Here is a 15,659-nt window from a genome sequence, read left to right as displayed (position 1 = left end):
GACCCGGTCGTTGATCTAGCCAACCGCACCCAGGACGCCAACCAGCGCCTGGCCTTCCTTCGGGTGCACGGCGCAGCCGTGCCCCACCAGCTTTTCCAGTACCGCGCCGGCGTCTTCCGGCACGTCGTCGCCACGCCAGCCGATGTGCTGGTCAGGGCGCACCAGCAACAGGGCGACCCGGTAGCAGTCACGCGCGCTGGCCGGCAGCTCCACCACCGTCAACGGGATGCCCCGGGCCGCGGCGGCCTCGCGCAGGCGCTCCACCGAGGGCGCATCGGGCCCGACCCGGAGCAGGGTGAACCCCGCCCCGAGCAGGTCGAAGACCGAGCGCCGCGTGCCGTCGCCAGCGGGCAGCCACAGGTGCGGCAGGCGCCCGCCGGGCACGGTGCTGGGCCGGTAGTGCAGCGGGTCGTCCGCCGGCGGCTGGCCCTGCTGCCAGACGATGGGGGAGGCGTCGTAGCGGGCGCCGAGTTCGACGCCGATGGAGGTGAACTGCCCCCGGAAGCCGCGCAGCGACACGCCGAGCTGCGCGCGTGCCCGGTCGCCCTCGGTGCCCCGGGCCTCGACGGCGGCGGGCACCTCCACCTTGCCCACGCGCTGGGTGAGCTGGCGCGCGGCTTCGGTGTTGCGCAGGGTGACCGGGCGCCGCTCCAGCTCGTAGGACGCCAGCAGCCCTTCCCCGGCCCAGCCCTGGATGGCGGCGGCCAGTTTCCAGGCGAGGTTGGCGGCGCCGTCGATGCCGGTGTTCATGCCGAAGCCGCCGGTGGGCGAGAACAGGTGCGTGGCATCGCCGGCGAGGAACACCCGGCGGTCGGAGAAGCGCTCGGCCACCAGGGCCAGGCCGCCATGCCACACGGCGTGAGCCAGCACCTCGACCTCGACGTCGGCACCGACGCCCTGGCGGATGGCGGCGATCACCCGGTCGTCCTGGGGCATCTCGTCGTGGGAACGTGCCTGGGTCATGAGCAGGAACTCGTCCTCGCCATCCAGGCTGATCAGCAGCATGCGCGCGTCGGGCGCCACCACGTTGTACATCCAGGCCTTGCGGTCGGGGAGGATGTCGCGGTGCAGCGCAGGGACACGCACGTGGCTGGAGAACATGCGCCCGCTGAGGAAGCCGCCACTGGAGCCGTCCGGCCCCAGGTAGCCGATGCCGAGGGTGCGGCGGACGAAACTCTGCCCGCCGTCGCACCCCACCAGGTAGTCGGCGCGCCAGTGCTCCAGGGCTTCGCCGCTGGCGCTCTCCACGGCGATCAGGCGCACGCCGTCGGCGTCCTGCTCGAAGCCGCTGACCCGCCAGCCGAAGCGCAGCTGGATGTTGGGCCGGGTGCGGATGTGTTCGAGGAGGAAGCGCTCGACGTACATCTGGTTGGCCCGCAGCAGCGGCTCGGGCACCTGGTCGGTGTCCTCGGCGGCGCGGGCCGCCGCCATGCGCTCGCGCTCGGAGGGCATGTCCAGGCGCGCCAACTCCCAGGCGTTGAGTCGGGTGAAGTAGGCGACGTCGCGCGGGTGGTCCTCGGGCAGGCCGAGGCGGCGGATGGCCTCCGCCAGGCCCAGGCGCCGGTAGTGCTCCATGGTGCGCGAGTTGTGGGTGTTGCCCTTGGGGTGCCAGCGGGTGTTGCGCTCGCTGTTGAACAGCACCACGGGCACGCCGTGGTGGTCCAGGAACAGCGCGAGCATCATCCCCACGGGGCCGCCGCCGACGATGGCCACGGCGGCGTGCTGGGTCTTCTGGCCTGTGCTCACGATGAGGCTCCGTCGCTGCCGGTCAGGCGCCTGCGGGTGCGTGCGCACCCGGCAGGAGCTGGAGGATGTCGTAGCGCGGTGCGCCCGCGCCCTGGCCGGTCACCGAGGCGACCCGGCGCGAGCCGTAGCCGTGCTCGGCGAGCATCGCCTCCAGTGCGCCGCCATCACCCTGGCTGCTGAAGCCCATGAGCAGCATGCCGCCGTCGGCCAGATGCTCGGGGGCCTCGTCGAGGAAGCGTTTGTGGGCGGCGTAACCCGGGTCGCAGAAGGCGAGCATGATGGCCTTGTCGAAGACGTGTTCGGCCTCGACGAAGACGAAGTTGGAGTTCCAGAAGATGACGTCGAAACGCTCGCCCGGCTCCAGTACCTCGAACAGGTCGCCCTGGCGGATCGACATCTTCCCGGTCACGCCATGGCGCGCGGCATTGGCGCGGGTGTTGCGCACGGCCGCCTCGCTGATGTCGCTGGCCACCACTTCGCGGCAGCCTTCAAGGGCGGCGGTGACGGCGGTGACGCCGGCGCCGCAGCCGATCTCCAGCAGGCGCCCGCCCCGGGGGTAGGGCAGGTGGCGGGTGAAGATGCCGGTGGACTGGAAGTGGGTCGGCGGGAATACGCCGTCATGCACCGCGAAACTGCGGCCCATGCATTCGTACTCCGTCTGCCCGTCGGCTTCGGCGGCGGCGAGGCGCTGGCGGACCGACGCCAGTGCGCCGGTCTCGTAGGTTGCTTGGGTCATGCTGGGATTCCTTGTGGGGTGGCCGGCCTGCAGCTCAGAGCCCGTGTCCGGCGGTGGCGAGCTGGCGATGGGCGGGGCGCAGCAGGTGCTGCACCTGCTGCCCGCCCTCCCCGGCCAGCAGGGCCTGGGCGACGCTGCGCAGGTGGCGCTTGAGCACCTTGCCGGTGGCGCCGACGGGCAGGAACGCCAGGTCGCTGACCACGGCGACGGCGATGAAGCCTTCCGCCACCAGTGCGCCACGCGACGCCGCGGCCTCGTGCAGGGTGCGCAGAACCCGGACGGCGATGGCCGATGCGTCGGTCGCGCCGCGCTCCGGCAGGACCAGGGCGAGCAGGCCGACGCCACCGCTGCGGGCCGGGTCGACGCCGACCACGGTGACGTCGCATACGCCGTCCACCTGCTGCGCCGCTTCTTCCAGCTGGAGGGTGTGCAGGGCACCGGCGGGCGAGTCGATGACATCCACCGCGCGGTCGATCTGGTAGAACTCGCCGTCCTTGCAGAAGGCGATATCGCCGGTGAGGAAGTAGCCACCGCGCCAGGCGTCGACGGTCTTCTGCGGCTGCTTCCAGTAGCCGGAGGTGACGGTGGGCGAGCGCACGGCGAGCAGGCCGATCTCGCCCGGCTGCACCTCGTCGCCGCTGAGCGGGTCGAGCACCTTGGCCACGGCGATGTCCACCGGGCGGCCGATGCAGCGCTGGGCGGCGATGGCACCGAGGCTCGATTCGCTGCGGAACAGTGCCATGCCCAGCTCGGAGCTGCCGAAGGCGTCGATGAAGCGCGACTGCGGCGCGCCTTCGAGGATCCGGCGGATGTGGCTCTGGTGCGAGGCATCGCCCATGGCGAACCAGCGGCGCACGGTGGGGAACTCGTCATGGGCGATGCCGCCCTCGACCAGCAGCACGTAGCTGCGCGGGAACGCGGCGACCGTGGTGGGTGCGAAACGCTGGATGGCGTTGCGCAGCGCCTGGCCCTGCTGGGTGCCGAGGACGAAGGTGGGAATGCCGTGGAGGATGGCGGTTTCCAGGTGGCTGATGGCCGCCGAGTGGGATTGCGGCAGGGCGCTGAGGAAGCGCTCGTCCGGGCCCTCGGCGAAGCGTCCGATGCGGGCGCGCTTGCCCATGAAGAACTGCCGGTGTTCGAAGCGCACCGCCTTGGGCAGGCCGGTGGTGCCGGAGGTGTGGCTGAGCATCACCAGGGTGGAATCCTCCGGCTCCAGCGGCCACCAGGCGGGCATGCGCGGCGCCGCATCGAGGGCCGCGCGGGTGACGTCCAGCACCGGGCGGCCGGCGTCGCGCCACTGGCGGGCGAAGTCGCTGGCGACCAGGGTGGCGGTGTCGGTCACGAGGCGCTCGGAGCCGTTCTCGTCCATGTAGGCGATGCCGAACTCCGCCGGCATCGCCGGGTTCATCAGCGAGATCGCCGCGCCCAGGCTGGTCAGCGCCAGGTAGTGCAGCAGCGGGGAGAGGCCATCCTCGACCGTGACCGCGACGACGTCGCCGGGCTTCACGCCCTGCTCCAGGTACCAGGCGGCCAGGGCCATGCGGTGGTGCTGCAGGTCGTTGAGCGCGAGGGCGCTGATCGGTGTGCCGCGCAGCAGGGTCAGCGGCTTGTCGAGGAACAGGAAGGGCTCGTCGGGCGTGGTGCTCAGTGCCAGGCAGCGGTCGAGGAAGTTGCCGCTGCCGAGGGAGGCATCGGCGCGCAGCGTCTGCAGGGCCTCGGCGCTCATCAGGGTGCTGGCGGCGCCGAGGGGCTGGGCGCTGGGGCCCTGGGCCAGTTCGGTGAGCATGGCCATGCGCAGGTGCACCATCTCCTCGCCGATGGCGACGACACGGGCGCGCAGGTAGGGGCGCTCGACGAGCATGCGGTCGATGATCTCGCGCATGACGATGGCGTGGTCCTCGTCCTCCTCGATGTGCAGCACGAAGAAGTGCTCGGCCTCACGCGGGGCGTTGTGGCTGCGCAGTGCGTCGAGCACCGGGCCGTAGATCAGCGGGACTATGGCTTCGGCACCGAGGCACAGGGCAGCCAGGCCGTCGATCGGGTCGCTGCTGCGGCAGTGGCGGAACATGCCGTCGATGAGCTGGCGGGTGCCGGGCAGCAGGGGGCGGCTGCGCGGCGGGGCCGACATCAGGTCCATGGAGCGGCGGTACAGCTCGGCGTGGGAGATGTCGACGCTGTCGCCGCCGGACAGCTCCTCGGTGAGGTTGCAGGACAGCGACTTGAACTCGCCCTGGTCGGCGATGCTGCCCATCAGCGCGCAGAGGTAGCGGGTGAAGTACTGCGAGTAGTAGTGGTGCTGGATGAGGAAGTGGCGCAACTGGTCGAGGCTGACCGCGCCGTTGCGGCAGGCCACGAGGAAGGGGTTGGCGTTGAGCCGGCTCAGCAGCCCTTCGGGGAAGAGGTCCTTCCACAGCGGCGAGAGCACGTATTCGTTGCGGGCACCGGTGGGCGCCGCGTTGTCGTCGAGGTAATCCATTGACCTGTCACCCTGGGTTGACCGCTTGTGGCGGTCGCGTGGAGTTGAGTTCCGTTCACACGGCGCGACTGAGGTATTCCGTCTCGCCCTTGATGCAGTCCGCCAGGCGCCTCAGCAGTTCGAGGGGGCGCGGGTGCTGGAAGACGTTGCGCCCGACGCACAGGCCGGCGGCGCCGCTGGCGAGGATGGAGCGGGTCAGCCCCAGCAGGCGTTCGTCTTCGGTGCGCTCGCCACCGGCGAAGAAGATGCGGATGTCGCGGCAGTGGGTCTCCACCAGCTCGGTGCAGTCGCTGGCGGATTCGAGCATGGCCAGTTTCACCGCGTCCGATCCGAGCTCGGCCACCACCCGCACCAGGTGGCTGAGGCGCTTCTGCCGATCCGCAGCGGAAAGGCCCCGCGCCTTGTCGTAGAGCATGGTGAGGATGGGGAAGCCGGCACCATGGGCGGCGTCGGTCATGGCGCCGAGCAGGGCGACGTTGTGCTGGAAGTTGTCCTCGGTGAAGTTGATCTGGATCGACACCGCGTCGGCGCCGAGCTCCAGCGCCGTGTCGATGCTCGACACCATGATCTTGGTGTCGGGCTCGGGGGCGATGCTGGCCATGCCGTTGAGGTGCAGGATCACCCCGGTGGAGGGGTGCAGCATGTCGCGCAGGATCAGCCGCTCGATCAGACCCTTGTGGCCGATGACCGCGCTGATGTGGTCGCTGGCGATCCATTTCTCGAAATCGGCGGTCTGGGTCATGCCGGCGATGGGCCCGAGGGTCAGGCCGTGGTCGATGGGCACGATCAATCCGCGCCGCGAGGACGGGAACAGCAGGCGCCGCTCCCTCAGTACTCTGCTGACGTAGCTCATGGCGCGCCCCTATTTCTCGATGATCGATTCGTTGATCTTGATGCCGACGTGGCGGCCGGGCTCGGTGACGTAGCCGAGGACCTTGTCGCCGGGCTTGAGCTCGGAGATGTTCAGCGGCTTGGCGGAGTCGGAGAAGATGCGCACGTGCCAGTCGTCCTGCATGAGGACGTTGACCCGCTCCTTGCCGGGGAACTCGACCTCGATCAGGCGCAGCGGGCGCTGCTCGATCTTCATCCGGCCCACAGCGGCGCGGCGCACGTGGCCCTTGGAGTTGACGATCATGATCGGCGAGCCGGCCTTCAGCTCGCTCATGTAGTCGGTGCGGTTTTCGGTGTTGAACACGTAGGAGTGCACGGCGCCGGCGTTGACGCGGAACGGGCGCAGCTCCATGTAGGGCAGGAAGTAGACCTCGGGGCAGCACAGCACGCCGCCCTGGGAGGTGCTGCCGACCAGCATGCCCTCGTCGGGCTCGAACAGGGTGGAGGCGTCGATGCAGGCGCGGTAGCCCATGCCCACCGGGCGGCTTTCGATCACGGTGCCGACCTGGATGTCGAGGTTGGCGTAGCTCTGCGCGTGGGACATGCGGGCGAGGAACTCGCTCATCACGCCGTGATCGCGCGGGGAGAAGATCACCCCTTCGGCGCCGTATTCCATCACCCCGTAGGAGACGATGGCGTCGTCGACGTCGGTCGGTGCCTTGATCTCCTTCATCAGCACGGTGGAGGTCGATTGCAGTGAGGCGATGACCAACTCCAGGGGGATGTTGGTCGGGTCGCGGAAGAGGATCCACAGATAGTTGAAGCGCAACCCCTGGTCGATGGAGGCCAGCAGGCTGTCGCGGTCGTCGACGTAGCTGGTGAAGCAGGTGAGCAGGCCGTCGCGGCCCAGGTCGGCCAGGACCTCGGCATCGTTGTAGGCGACGGAGCGGTTGCGGGCGGCGGCGCCTTTCTTGAACTCCTCGAACTGCGGGCTTTCGCGGAAGGCCTTGATCTCGGCCGCGTTGCGCAGGCGCAGCACTGCATGCATGCGCGAGGGGACGGCGGGGAGCAGTTCGGCGAGGTTGTCCATATAGAGGACGATGCCGGTGTAGAGGGAGTTGATGACACGGACGAAGATGCCGTCGTCGGGGCGGCGCTTGGCCAGTTGGGCGCTGTCGAACCAGACCAGCTGGCTGTCGTTGGCGGTGCGCTTGTTCTCGCCGTTGCTTCTGATGTTGGCGAGACGCACCGACGTTCGCTTGGATACCGTTTCGGGGGTCTCGAAGGCCTGGTCGGCGGCGTCCTCGCGGATCACCGGGACCTCCTTGCCTTTCACCCCTGCACTTGCATTGCTCATGTTCCCTCCAGGCTGCGAGCCATTCCATTCAGGTTGGTCATGTAGAGGCATCCAGAAACCCGCGACGCAAGGCACCTGCATCGCACAACCAGGGGCGGGAGGTCCTCTCCCGCTGGAGCCTTTCTCGTGCACCCGGCGCGGTAGTGCGTCTGGGTAACCGTGCGGAAAGCCGGCGGGGACGAACGGTTCGTAACCGCCTGCTTTTGCGTGGAGCGGAGTCTTTCCCAGGGGCAGTGGCGAGGAAAGACCATGTGGGCGATGGGGTATTCGCGGAGGGGGATGGGGCGCAGGCAGACGCAGGAGGTCCGTCCGCAGACCCGGCCTGGACGGGCGGAAAACCGGGAAACGGGCTGCGGGACGGGCGGGCAGCCAGTCCCGTGGAGTCGGACGCCAGACCCAAAAAGAATGCACGGAACTGCGACATCACGCCGCAGGCGCGAGCGATGCGCGCGACCTCGGGACCCATGAGGTCTGGAGCCAGTGCGCACAGGTAGAAATGGGGGAGCGGAAACGAAAAAGCCCACCGCGATGGGTGGGCTTCTCGTGGAAGCGGGTGGCCTGCTGGCTACCGCGCATTCCTGAATATGGTGGGTCGTGTAGGATTCGAACCTACGACCAATTGGTTAAAAGCCAACTGCTCTACCGACTGAGCTAACGACCCATATGTAAGGAGTGGTCGGGGTAGAGAGATTCGAACTCCCGACATCCTGCTCCCAAAGCAGGCGCGCTACCGGACTGCGCTATACCCCGTTTGGAAGTTGGCTCCGCGACCTGGACTCGAACCAGGGACCCAATGATTAACAGTCATTTGCTCTACCGACTGAGCTATCGCGGAACTTCAAGCTTTCCAATCTCATCCGCTGCAAACCGTGGTTCGCTGCATCTGAGGCGCGCCATTTTACGTTTCCAGAACGAGCTGTCAACCCCTGAAAAGCGAATTTATACAATGCTTTGCAGTTGCCGGGCCGGCTGCTATATCTGCCTTTCCCAGATCACTTACAGGACCCGCCGGCCGAACGGCCCCGGCAGGACAGTCCATGAGCACCCAGGACACCCCTCCTCCACCCCGCCCTCCAGCCACTCTCGCCAGCCGTGGCATCCAGCCGCGCTTCGGCGAACTGGTGCAGAGCTGCCGCAAGCTGGTGATGAATCGCCTGGCGGAACACCTGACCGGCGTTTTCGCCCAGGTCGACGACACCCTGTTCGAATGTGCCGAGAAGGCCGAGAACAACCAGGTCCAGACGCTGTTCTTCGACAGCATGCGTGACGTGCGCAAGCAGCGGCCGCAGATCGAGCGCGCCTACCACCAGCGGATCGCCCAGCGGTTCGCCGAGTTCCTCGACGGCACCTTCAAGCCCGAGGCAGCCGCCGAACTGGACGCCGAGCACCTGGAGCTGGTGCAGAACGAGGTCTACGAAGAAAGCCTGCTGGTCACCAACATGGTCAGCCGGGTCAAGGCCCGCTGCGCGCAGTCGCTGTTCGCCCTCGACCAGCGCCTGGGCCTGCTCAACAACGGCAAGAAGCTCGGCGAGGACAGCAACCCCTTCGGCCCGCAGGCGATCGCCCAGGCGTTCCGCGACGCCCTGGAGCCCACGCCTTTCCCGCTGCGGATCAAGACCATCCTCTACATGCTCTTCGACCAGCATGTGATGCAGAGCCTGGACACGCTTTATGACGCGCTCAACAAGCGCCTCATAGAAGCGGGCGTGCTGCCCAACCTCAAGTACAGCGCCCAACGCGCCCAGGGCATCAGCCGCAGCGCGCCCGTGGACGGCCAGAGCGCGGCCACCCGCAACAGCCAGAGCGCACCGAGCGCGCCGCTGCCGCCCCCGCCGGCCGACCTCGGTGCACCGCCCCCCCTGGACCCGGGCGCCCTGTTCAGCGGCCTGGCCGTACTGCTGGAGGAGCACCGCCAGCGCAACCTCGATACGCCGCTGCTCGGCGGCACCCCCAGCATCGCCAGCTACGCGCCACGGGGTGCCACGCGCACCTACAGCGCGGCGGAGTTGCTGGAAGCGCTCAACCGCCTGCAGCAGCAGTCGGCCCACGAACTCGCCTCGCGCCTGCAGCAGCCGCAGCGGGTCGACGGACTCAAGGCCGACCTGCAACAGCAACTGGAAACCCACAGCAGCATCCCGGGGCAGCAGAAGCTCTCGGACCAGGAAGCGGATGTCATCGACCTGGTGGGCATGCTCTTCGACTTCATCCTCGACGACGACAACCTGCCGGACAGCTGCAAGACCGCCCTTTCCCACCTGCACACGCCCTACCTGAAGGTGGCGCTGCAGGACAAGGCGCTGTTCACCCAGCACCACCACCCCGCCCGACGCCTGCTCAACACCATGGCCCAGGCCGGCGTGCTCTATGGCGGCGAAGGCGAGGAGCGCGGGCTTCTGGCGAAGATGCAATGGGTGGTCGAGCGGATCATCCACGGCTTCATCGGCGACCTGCAGCTGTTCGAAAGCCTGCTGGAGGAGTTCAACGAATACGTCGCCACCCTGCGCCACAAGGTGGAGCTGCGCGAGCGCCGCGCGGTCGAAGCGGCCAAGGGTCGCGACAAGCTGCTCAGCGCGCGCCAGCAGGCGGTCGACGCCATCGCCCGGGTGCTGGCCGGGCGCGAGCCGCCGAGCATCATCCGCAACTTCCTCGAACAGACCTGGAGCGACGTGCTGGTCTTCGTCCTCCTGCGCCACGGCGACCGTGGCGCGGAATGGCAGCGTTCGCGGGAAGTGGCCGAGCAACTGGCCTGGAGCGGCACGCCGCTGGATGCCAAGGGCCGCGAACGCCTGCAGGGCCTGCGCGTGGCGCTGCTCGAGGACCTGCGCAAGGGCCTGGAGCTGCTCGGTGGCTACCACGAGGACGGCATCCGCCGCCTGCTGCAGGACCTGGTGGCCTGCCAGCACGCCGTGCAGGGCCAGCAGCCGCAACTGGCGGCCCAGATCAACCCGGACCTGCCCAAGAGCCCGCTCAGCGAGATGCTCGGCGAGGACGCAGGCCTGCTGGCCCCGGCTCGCCCGTCGGGTCTTTCGACGCGCGCGCAGGCGCTGGTCAAGGAGCTGGAGAGCCTGGAGTTCAACACCTGGTTCGAATTCGTCGAGGAGGGCCAGGGGCGCAAGCTCAAGCTCTCCTGGTACAGCCCGACCACGCGCAACTACATGTTCGTCGACCACAGCGGCCAGCGCGTCGCCATCAAGCCCATCACGCTGCTGGCCAGCGAGATGGAACAGGGGCTGGCCCGCATCATCGCCCCGGAACACAACGCACCGCTGGTGGACCGTGCGCTGGGCGCCATCTACCGCGTCCTGCAGCGCTTCACCGGCCGCAGTGCCGAGCCGAGCTAAGGAGTCCCCATGGAAGACCGCCGACATCACAGCCGCCACGCCACGGAGCTCCAGCTGGAGGTCTATGACCTGCATACCGGCAACCGCCTGGGCCGCGTGGTCGATCTTTCCCTAGACGGCTTCATGCTGTTCAGCGAAAAACCGCTGGCCACCGACACCGTCTGGGAATGCCGCCTTGTCCCCGCCGACCCTGTGGACGGGATTAGCGAAGTCCGCCTTGGCGCCGACTGCCTCTGGAGCCGCCCCGGTGCGGATGGCCAACACGCCTGGACGGGATTTCACATCATCGATCTGGCGGAGGATCAGGCAAGAGCCCTTGAAGCGGTGCTGGGACGTATCTGACCACTCCCGCCAACAAAAACACATAGATGCAAAAAGCCCCGTTCATAGGCAGTCGCGAACTGCACACGAGACGGGGCTTTTCACTTGGACGGGGCCTTACCAGCAGTTCGCTACAGTCGCACCTGCTCCCGAGACGCCTTTGACGCCACGGCTATCCAAAGTCAAGTTGCCACAGCTGTCGGCGGCCTGCCCCCCCCGGGGCTGGGCAGTCAGGATTACGCACCGAGCGATGGTCGTACTCGCGCAGGCGTTGGCGGTGATGCTGTAGCGATTGCTTTCGGAAATCACCGCTGCATCCTGAGCAATCGCGTTGCCGGCAGAGTCGCGGTAAGCAAGGCCGTTGGCTCCCAGGTTGGTGGTATAGGTCTGGTTCTGCGAGTAGAAGCGCTCCTGGGCCTGCATGATCTGCATCATCCAGGCTTGGCCATCGCTACGGCCGGTGCGCATTACATAACGCTGGTAATTGGGGTAGGCGATCCCGGCGATAATGCCGATGATCGCTACCACGATCAGCAATTCGACCAGGGTGAACCCCTTGGCTCTGGTCATCAGTTCTCTCTCCAATAGAGGCCTTGGATGGCTTTGTTGGTCTCGCAGATCTCAGCTCCATCAACACACCCCTTGTTGCTAGTGTCACCCAGGCAGGGCTCCGCACCACACAACAACCCGACCGACTTATCCTCACGCAGGATAGTTGCTGGCTTCGACGGAATGCCGCCATGTGCCAGGTCGAAGCTACGCTTGCCGGTCTTGGTACCGTTGACAGTTTCGGTAAAGACCGCGCTTGCATCAATCAGGTTGAGAGCATAGAAACGCCCACGGCCAACGTCCGGGCCGCAGGTAGTGACCTGCTGCCCGCTGGGACGGAAGGTCGTGAACAGCAAGGAGCCCGCAAAGCTCACGGAGCTGGACAGCACTTTCTCGCCGCTGGGGAAACGAATGAACCAGCCGCTGCTCTGGGCTAGAAGCGTCGGATTCGGGGTGTAGCTATCACCCGGGGTGAGCTGCGCGTACAGGGCGTTGATCTCGGCGCGCTTGGTCGGGATGTCAGAGGCCGCAGCCGCCCGAGCCTGTTCGATGAGGTAGTTGTAGGCCTCGAACTGAGTCAAGGGTGGAGTGGTATCCGCCGCTGTAGCGGCAGCAAGCTGGGTTGCATTCAGCACGTTGGAAGCCGTGTCGTAGGCACGGTTCGCCAGTGCTTGCAGATCCGCCTGCAGGCTGGAGGCCTGGCCGGCCAAAGTGACGCGCTCACTCTCTAATGAGGTGACAAGGTTGGACTGGGTTACCAGAGGCGAGCTTACAGCGTCCAGGGTGGCCTGGGTCTGCGCTTCGTTGGCAGCCAACAAGGCACTGCTGGTGGTTCCGGCAGGCGCAGCGGGCAAACCGCTCGGCAACAAAGCGTTGAGTGCACTCTTGGCCGAAGACAGATCCGCCAGCTTGCTAGCAGCTTCGGCAGTATTGCCCTGGTTGTAGGCAGCTACAACCGCAGCCTGCAGTTCAGCAATCTGGCTGATCTTTCCATTGATCGCGGAGAGATTCTGAATCAGCCCATTGCGCACACCGTAGGCCGCCGAGTTTTCATAATTGGTATTCAGCGTTGCCAGCTCCGACTCGAGCGTGGTGGTGTCTGAATCAACAGCCTTCGCAGCAGTAATCTGGTTCTGCTTTGCAAGGATGGCGTTGTATTGGCTGCTTAGAGACGCATCACTCAACCCAGCTGTGATCCTGGCTTGCAAATTGCCGATATTCCCTGCCGTGGTGCTGTCCAGCTCCGAAGCCTTGAACGAACTGGCATCAGCGCTCGTCGTGTTAAGGCCGTTCAACTGCGCGAGCGCAGACTGCGCCGCCACGACCAGGCTGTGGGACTGGGTCTGGCTGCTGGACTCCGTCGCATGTGCAGCTACGTAGGGGTCGTTACGCAGGATGGTGTCAATGGCAGCCTGCTTCTGGTTGATGGAGTTGTTGACGCCAACCAAGGTGTTCAGCTTGTCCGTGTAGCCAATGCTGGCCTGATAGCTCGCCAAGTTGGCCCGTGCAGTAGCCTCATTGGCATTGAGAGTATCGATCTCACCCCGTTTGGTGTTGATCTGGCTCTGGATGCTCTGAGCCTCGGCACTCGTCAGGTTGACGCTGCTGACGTCGACCAGGTTGCTCTCGGTAATGGAAGTGTAAGTAGCCGGTGCTGCATAGACGTTCTTGTCGCGAATGACGTAGAAGCGATCCAGCGCCGACTCACTGAGTGGGTGACCGCGATAGCCCGAGCCGATAGATAGGGTGAAATAGGTGTCCCCGCCACGCTCCTTGATCAAGGCGACATCAGGCTGGTTATAGAAACGACGGTTGTTGCTGGCGTCGGTTCCGCCCAGGGCAGCTACACGGCCTCCTGTAGCGAAGTCACTTGCGCCAGCGTTCCCCGCCTTGATATCGAAACGGAAGATCTGGCCACGGGTGTCCGCGGTGAAGATCGTGTCGATCAAGCCATCACCACCGATGTCGATCAGAGCCGGATCACCTGGCAGGCTATTGGTCATGGTGGACAGTGTCAGGTTGGCATCGCTATCGCCCGTAGGACCGGCCATCCACAGCTTTTGGCCCGTGTCCGCATCCACGACATACAGCGCGTTGCCATAGCTGTCGCTTTTCGGGTTGTCCGGGATCGCATCGTTATCCTGGGTGGTGTCATAGCCACCGGTGAAGATCAAAACCTCCTTGGGCTGTCCGTTCCACTTGACCTTGGCGTACTTGGGCGTAGACCAGGTCTGGCCCAGGCGGGTGAAACCGGTACTGCCACCCGCGCCCCCCCGGATGACCCACTTCAGCTTGGGTTGGATAGTGGAGGTATTGCCCAAGGTACCGGGAGTCATGTCCAAGGCGTAGTAGTTACGTCCACCTCGCCCCATGCCGGCATACAGGACGACGGTGGAGGCATTGCGAATCTTAGTGGTGGAGTTCACGGTTCCATAGGTCACCTTCAGGTCGAACTGACCATCGATGCCGTACTTCTTATTGGCGCTGCCCTTGGGATCGTCGTAATAAGCTTTCAGATTAGGTAGCAGTTCCTTCGGAACAAAGGAGAAGAGTTCAGCACCGGTGCTGGGATCGATGGCGCCGATGAAGCCCTCGTTGGTTCCGTAGAACAGCACAAGGCTGTCCTGCGCCGTGCCGTTGGCGATACGCTCGATGCTCTCATCACTGCTGTAGGCCACCACTTTCGGTGCGTTGTGCAGCACGTCGCCAATCTGCGCTCTCGCGGAGTTGTCCGCTGGGTCAGTCCCACGGGCCCAGGTCAGGAGGTTAGTTTTGTAGGCATCTGCCATGTTGGCGTCACCTAGCATCGCCTTGGTCAGCGCGGTGTTGCTGGTAGACAACAGGTGGGCGCTGCCCGTCAGGTTGATCGATCCGGTGCTTCCCGGATCGCGGTTGCTACCGGTGTAGGTATACAGGTTGCGGGTACCAGGGCTCCCCAGGCGGCTCGCCGCTCCCCCGAGCGCGGCGCTCTTGCCATCCACCACGTTGGAAGGTGTCCAGTAGCTTTGTGCGCTGTCGAGGAAGAAGCCGGTGGACGAATCCACGGCATTATTTCCGTTGGCATCAGTTACCACGAGGTTTCCGCTGGCATCGGAGGTCGCCTTGTATTTCTTCACATTGCCCAGCCAGCGCGCACCTTCTGCCGGACGGAACAGGGCGTAGTAAAGATCGTTGCGGTAGCCGAAGTTGCTGTACGCACTGACGGAGACGGTGGGCGTGGTGAAGGTGGTGTTCTCCGCAAGGATATCCACAAGGATGGAGCGCAGAGAGGCCACCAGGCCCGAAGTATCGCTGGTTGTGTAGAACTTGCCTTGGCCCAAGGTGGCCGTATCACTCAGCAAGCGAGTATCACTGATATTGCCGAAGCCCACCGTATAGGTAGAGATCGTCTGTTTACCGCTGATCGAAGCGGGACCGTTGTCGTTGTTAGCCAGCCATTCTGCAAGTCCGGGCATCCAGCAACCTGCGTTGGCCTCGCCATCGGTCGGATAGCCACGGTTGCAGGAGGTATAGATGCTGTTGGGCGTGCCGGTACGCACCAGGGATTGAATGGAAGAGTTACTGCTGCTGTCGCCATTGGGCAAGCCGTCAGTCAGAACGATGATGCTCGACTTCTGGCATGAGTTCTGGATAGGCGATTTATAGGTAGAGCCGGTATAGGAAGCGGTGGCACTGTACCAAGGGTCGCGGACCGAATAGGTCTTCGCGTCTTCAATCACGCCGCGAGACTTTCGACCATAAATGATCGAGCCACCCCGCATGTACTGCGCGGCTTCATGGTAGGCCTCAAGCAGGGGCGTGGCACCGCTGGCGTAATAGCTGCCGAGTTCCGTCTTGAAAGTACCAGCCACTGTGCCAGCCTGCTGAACCGGCACGTTAACAAATCCACCCTCATCATTAGAGCTAAACCGAACGAGACCAATATTGGAGTCATTGGACAGCGCCAGCTCATCGACCAGTTGGTTGACGACCTGCTTGACAACTTCAATACGTGTCAATTGGCCGTTGTTCTTGCTCAAATTGCCCTGTGTGCTGGTACACCAGTTTCGTGGAACCCCAGAGTTACTCGAATCCAGAGGCACCAGAGACTTGCAGTTGGTCCCCGGCACGCCACCGTTCATGGAGCCCGAAGTATCGATGACGAACATGATGTTGGGGCGAACCCGCTGGTCCGCCGGAAGATCTCGAGTTGTATAGATCTCGGTATCATCGGCCAGCGCTGTGCTGAGGGATAGCGCCAGGTAAGTAAACGCAGAGGCGCCAAGGGCAAGCTTTCTGGTAACGCTCATGTGTCGATCCTCG

9 protein-coding genes and 3 tRNA genes are annotated in these 15,659 nt (G+C 65.2%); 2 read left to right on the top strand and 10 right to left on the bottom strand.

What is annotated here, in order from left to right:
- Window positions 1–15 precede the first annotated feature (15 nt).
- The 8 genes from HSX14_RS06050 to HSX14_RS06015 all read right to left on the bottom strand — a co-directional run bounded on the left by HSX14_RS06050 (window position 16) and on the right by HSX14_RS06015 (window position 7,981).
- On the bottom strand, window positions 16–1,746 hold the full coding sequence (locus tag HSX14_RS06050) for an FAD-dependent monooxygenase (protein WP_173173344.1): 1,731 nt from the start codon (window positions 1,744–1,746) through the stop codon (window positions 16–18).
- A gap of 22 nt (window positions 1,747–1,768) precedes the next feature.
- Entirely contained in the window at window positions 1,769–2,482 is a 714-nt protein-coding gene (locus HSX14_RS06045) for a methyltransferase (RefSeq protein WP_173173346.1), read from the bottom strand.
- 34 nt (window positions 2,483–2,516) lie between these two features.
- Entirely contained in the window at window positions 2,517–4,958 is a 2,442-nt protein-coding gene (locus HSX14_RS06040) for an AMP-binding protein (protein WP_173173348.1), read from the bottom strand.
- Window positions 4,959–5,013: 55 nt separating this feature from the next.
- Window positions 5,014–5,811, bottom strand: coding sequence for a class I fructose-bisphosphate aldolase (locus HSX14_RS06035; RefSeq protein ID WP_173173350.1), 798 nt, complete (start codon window positions 5,809–5,811; stop codon window positions 5,014–5,016).
- A 9-nt stretch (window positions 5,812–5,820) separates the two neighbouring features.
- Window positions 5,821–7,146 carry a 3-dehydroquinate synthase II domain-containing protein gene (locus tag HSX14_RS06030; RefSeq protein ID WP_173173352.1) on the bottom strand — a complete coding sequence of 442 codons (1,326 nt, stop codon included), beginning with the start codon at window positions 7,144–7,146 and terminating at the stop codon, window positions 5,821–5,823.
- 585 nt (window positions 7,147–7,731) lie between these two features.
- Window positions 7,732–7,807, bottom strand: a tRNA-Lys gene (locus HSX14_RS06025).
- Between the two features lie 12 nt (window positions 7,808–7,819).
- Window positions 7,820–7,896 (bottom strand) — tRNA-Pro (locus tag HSX14_RS06020).
- Window positions 7,897–7,905: 9 nt separating this feature from the next.
- A tRNA-Asn gene (locus HSX14_RS06015) sits at window positions 7,906–7,981 on the bottom strand.
- A 202-nt stretch (window positions 7,982–8,183) separates the two neighbouring features.
- Here HSX14_RS06015 and HSX14_RS06010 point away from each other — a divergent pair.
- Both HSX14_RS06010 and HSX14_RS06005 read left to right on the top strand, forming a co-directional pair.
- Window positions 8,184–10,487, top strand: a complete 2,304-nt coding sequence (locus HSX14_RS06010; protein ID WP_173173354.1) for a DUF1631 domain-containing protein — start codon at window positions 8,184–8,186, stop codon at window positions 10,485–10,487.
- Between the two features lie 9 nt (window positions 10,488–10,496).
- Complete coding sequence (locus HSX14_RS06005; protein WP_173173356.1) at window positions 10,497–10,829, top strand: PilZ domain-containing protein; 333 nt, start codon at window positions 10,497–10,499, stop codon at window positions 10,827–10,829.
- A 96-nt stretch (window positions 10,830–10,925) separates the two neighbouring features.
- Here HSX14_RS06005 and HSX14_RS06000 read toward each other — a convergent pair whose 3' ends face one another.
- Together HSX14_RS06000 and HSX14_RS05995 are read right to left on the bottom strand one after the other, a co-directional pair.
- A complete protein-coding gene (locus HSX14_RS06000; RefSeq protein WP_175384243.1) occupies window positions 10,926–11,378 on the bottom strand; it encodes a type IV pilin protein in 453 nt (150 codons plus the stop codon).
- Complete coding sequence (locus HSX14_RS05995) at window positions 11,378–15,646, bottom strand: PilC/PilY family type IV pilus protein (RefSeq protein ID WP_173173358.1); 4,269 nt, start codon at window positions 15,644–15,646, stop codon at window positions 11,378–11,380. Before HSX14_RS05995 ends, HSX14_RS06000 begins: the two co-directional genes overlap by 1 nt.
- Window positions 15,647–15,659 lie beyond the last annotated feature (13 nt).

The sequence above is a fragment of the Pseudomonas tohonis genome (assembly GCF_012767755.2).
Lineage (GTDB): Bacteria > Pseudomonadota > Gammaproteobacteria > Pseudomonadales > Pseudomonadaceae > Metapseudomonas > Metapseudomonas tohonis.
This window is presented reverse-complemented; position numbering and strand designations above follow the sequence as displayed.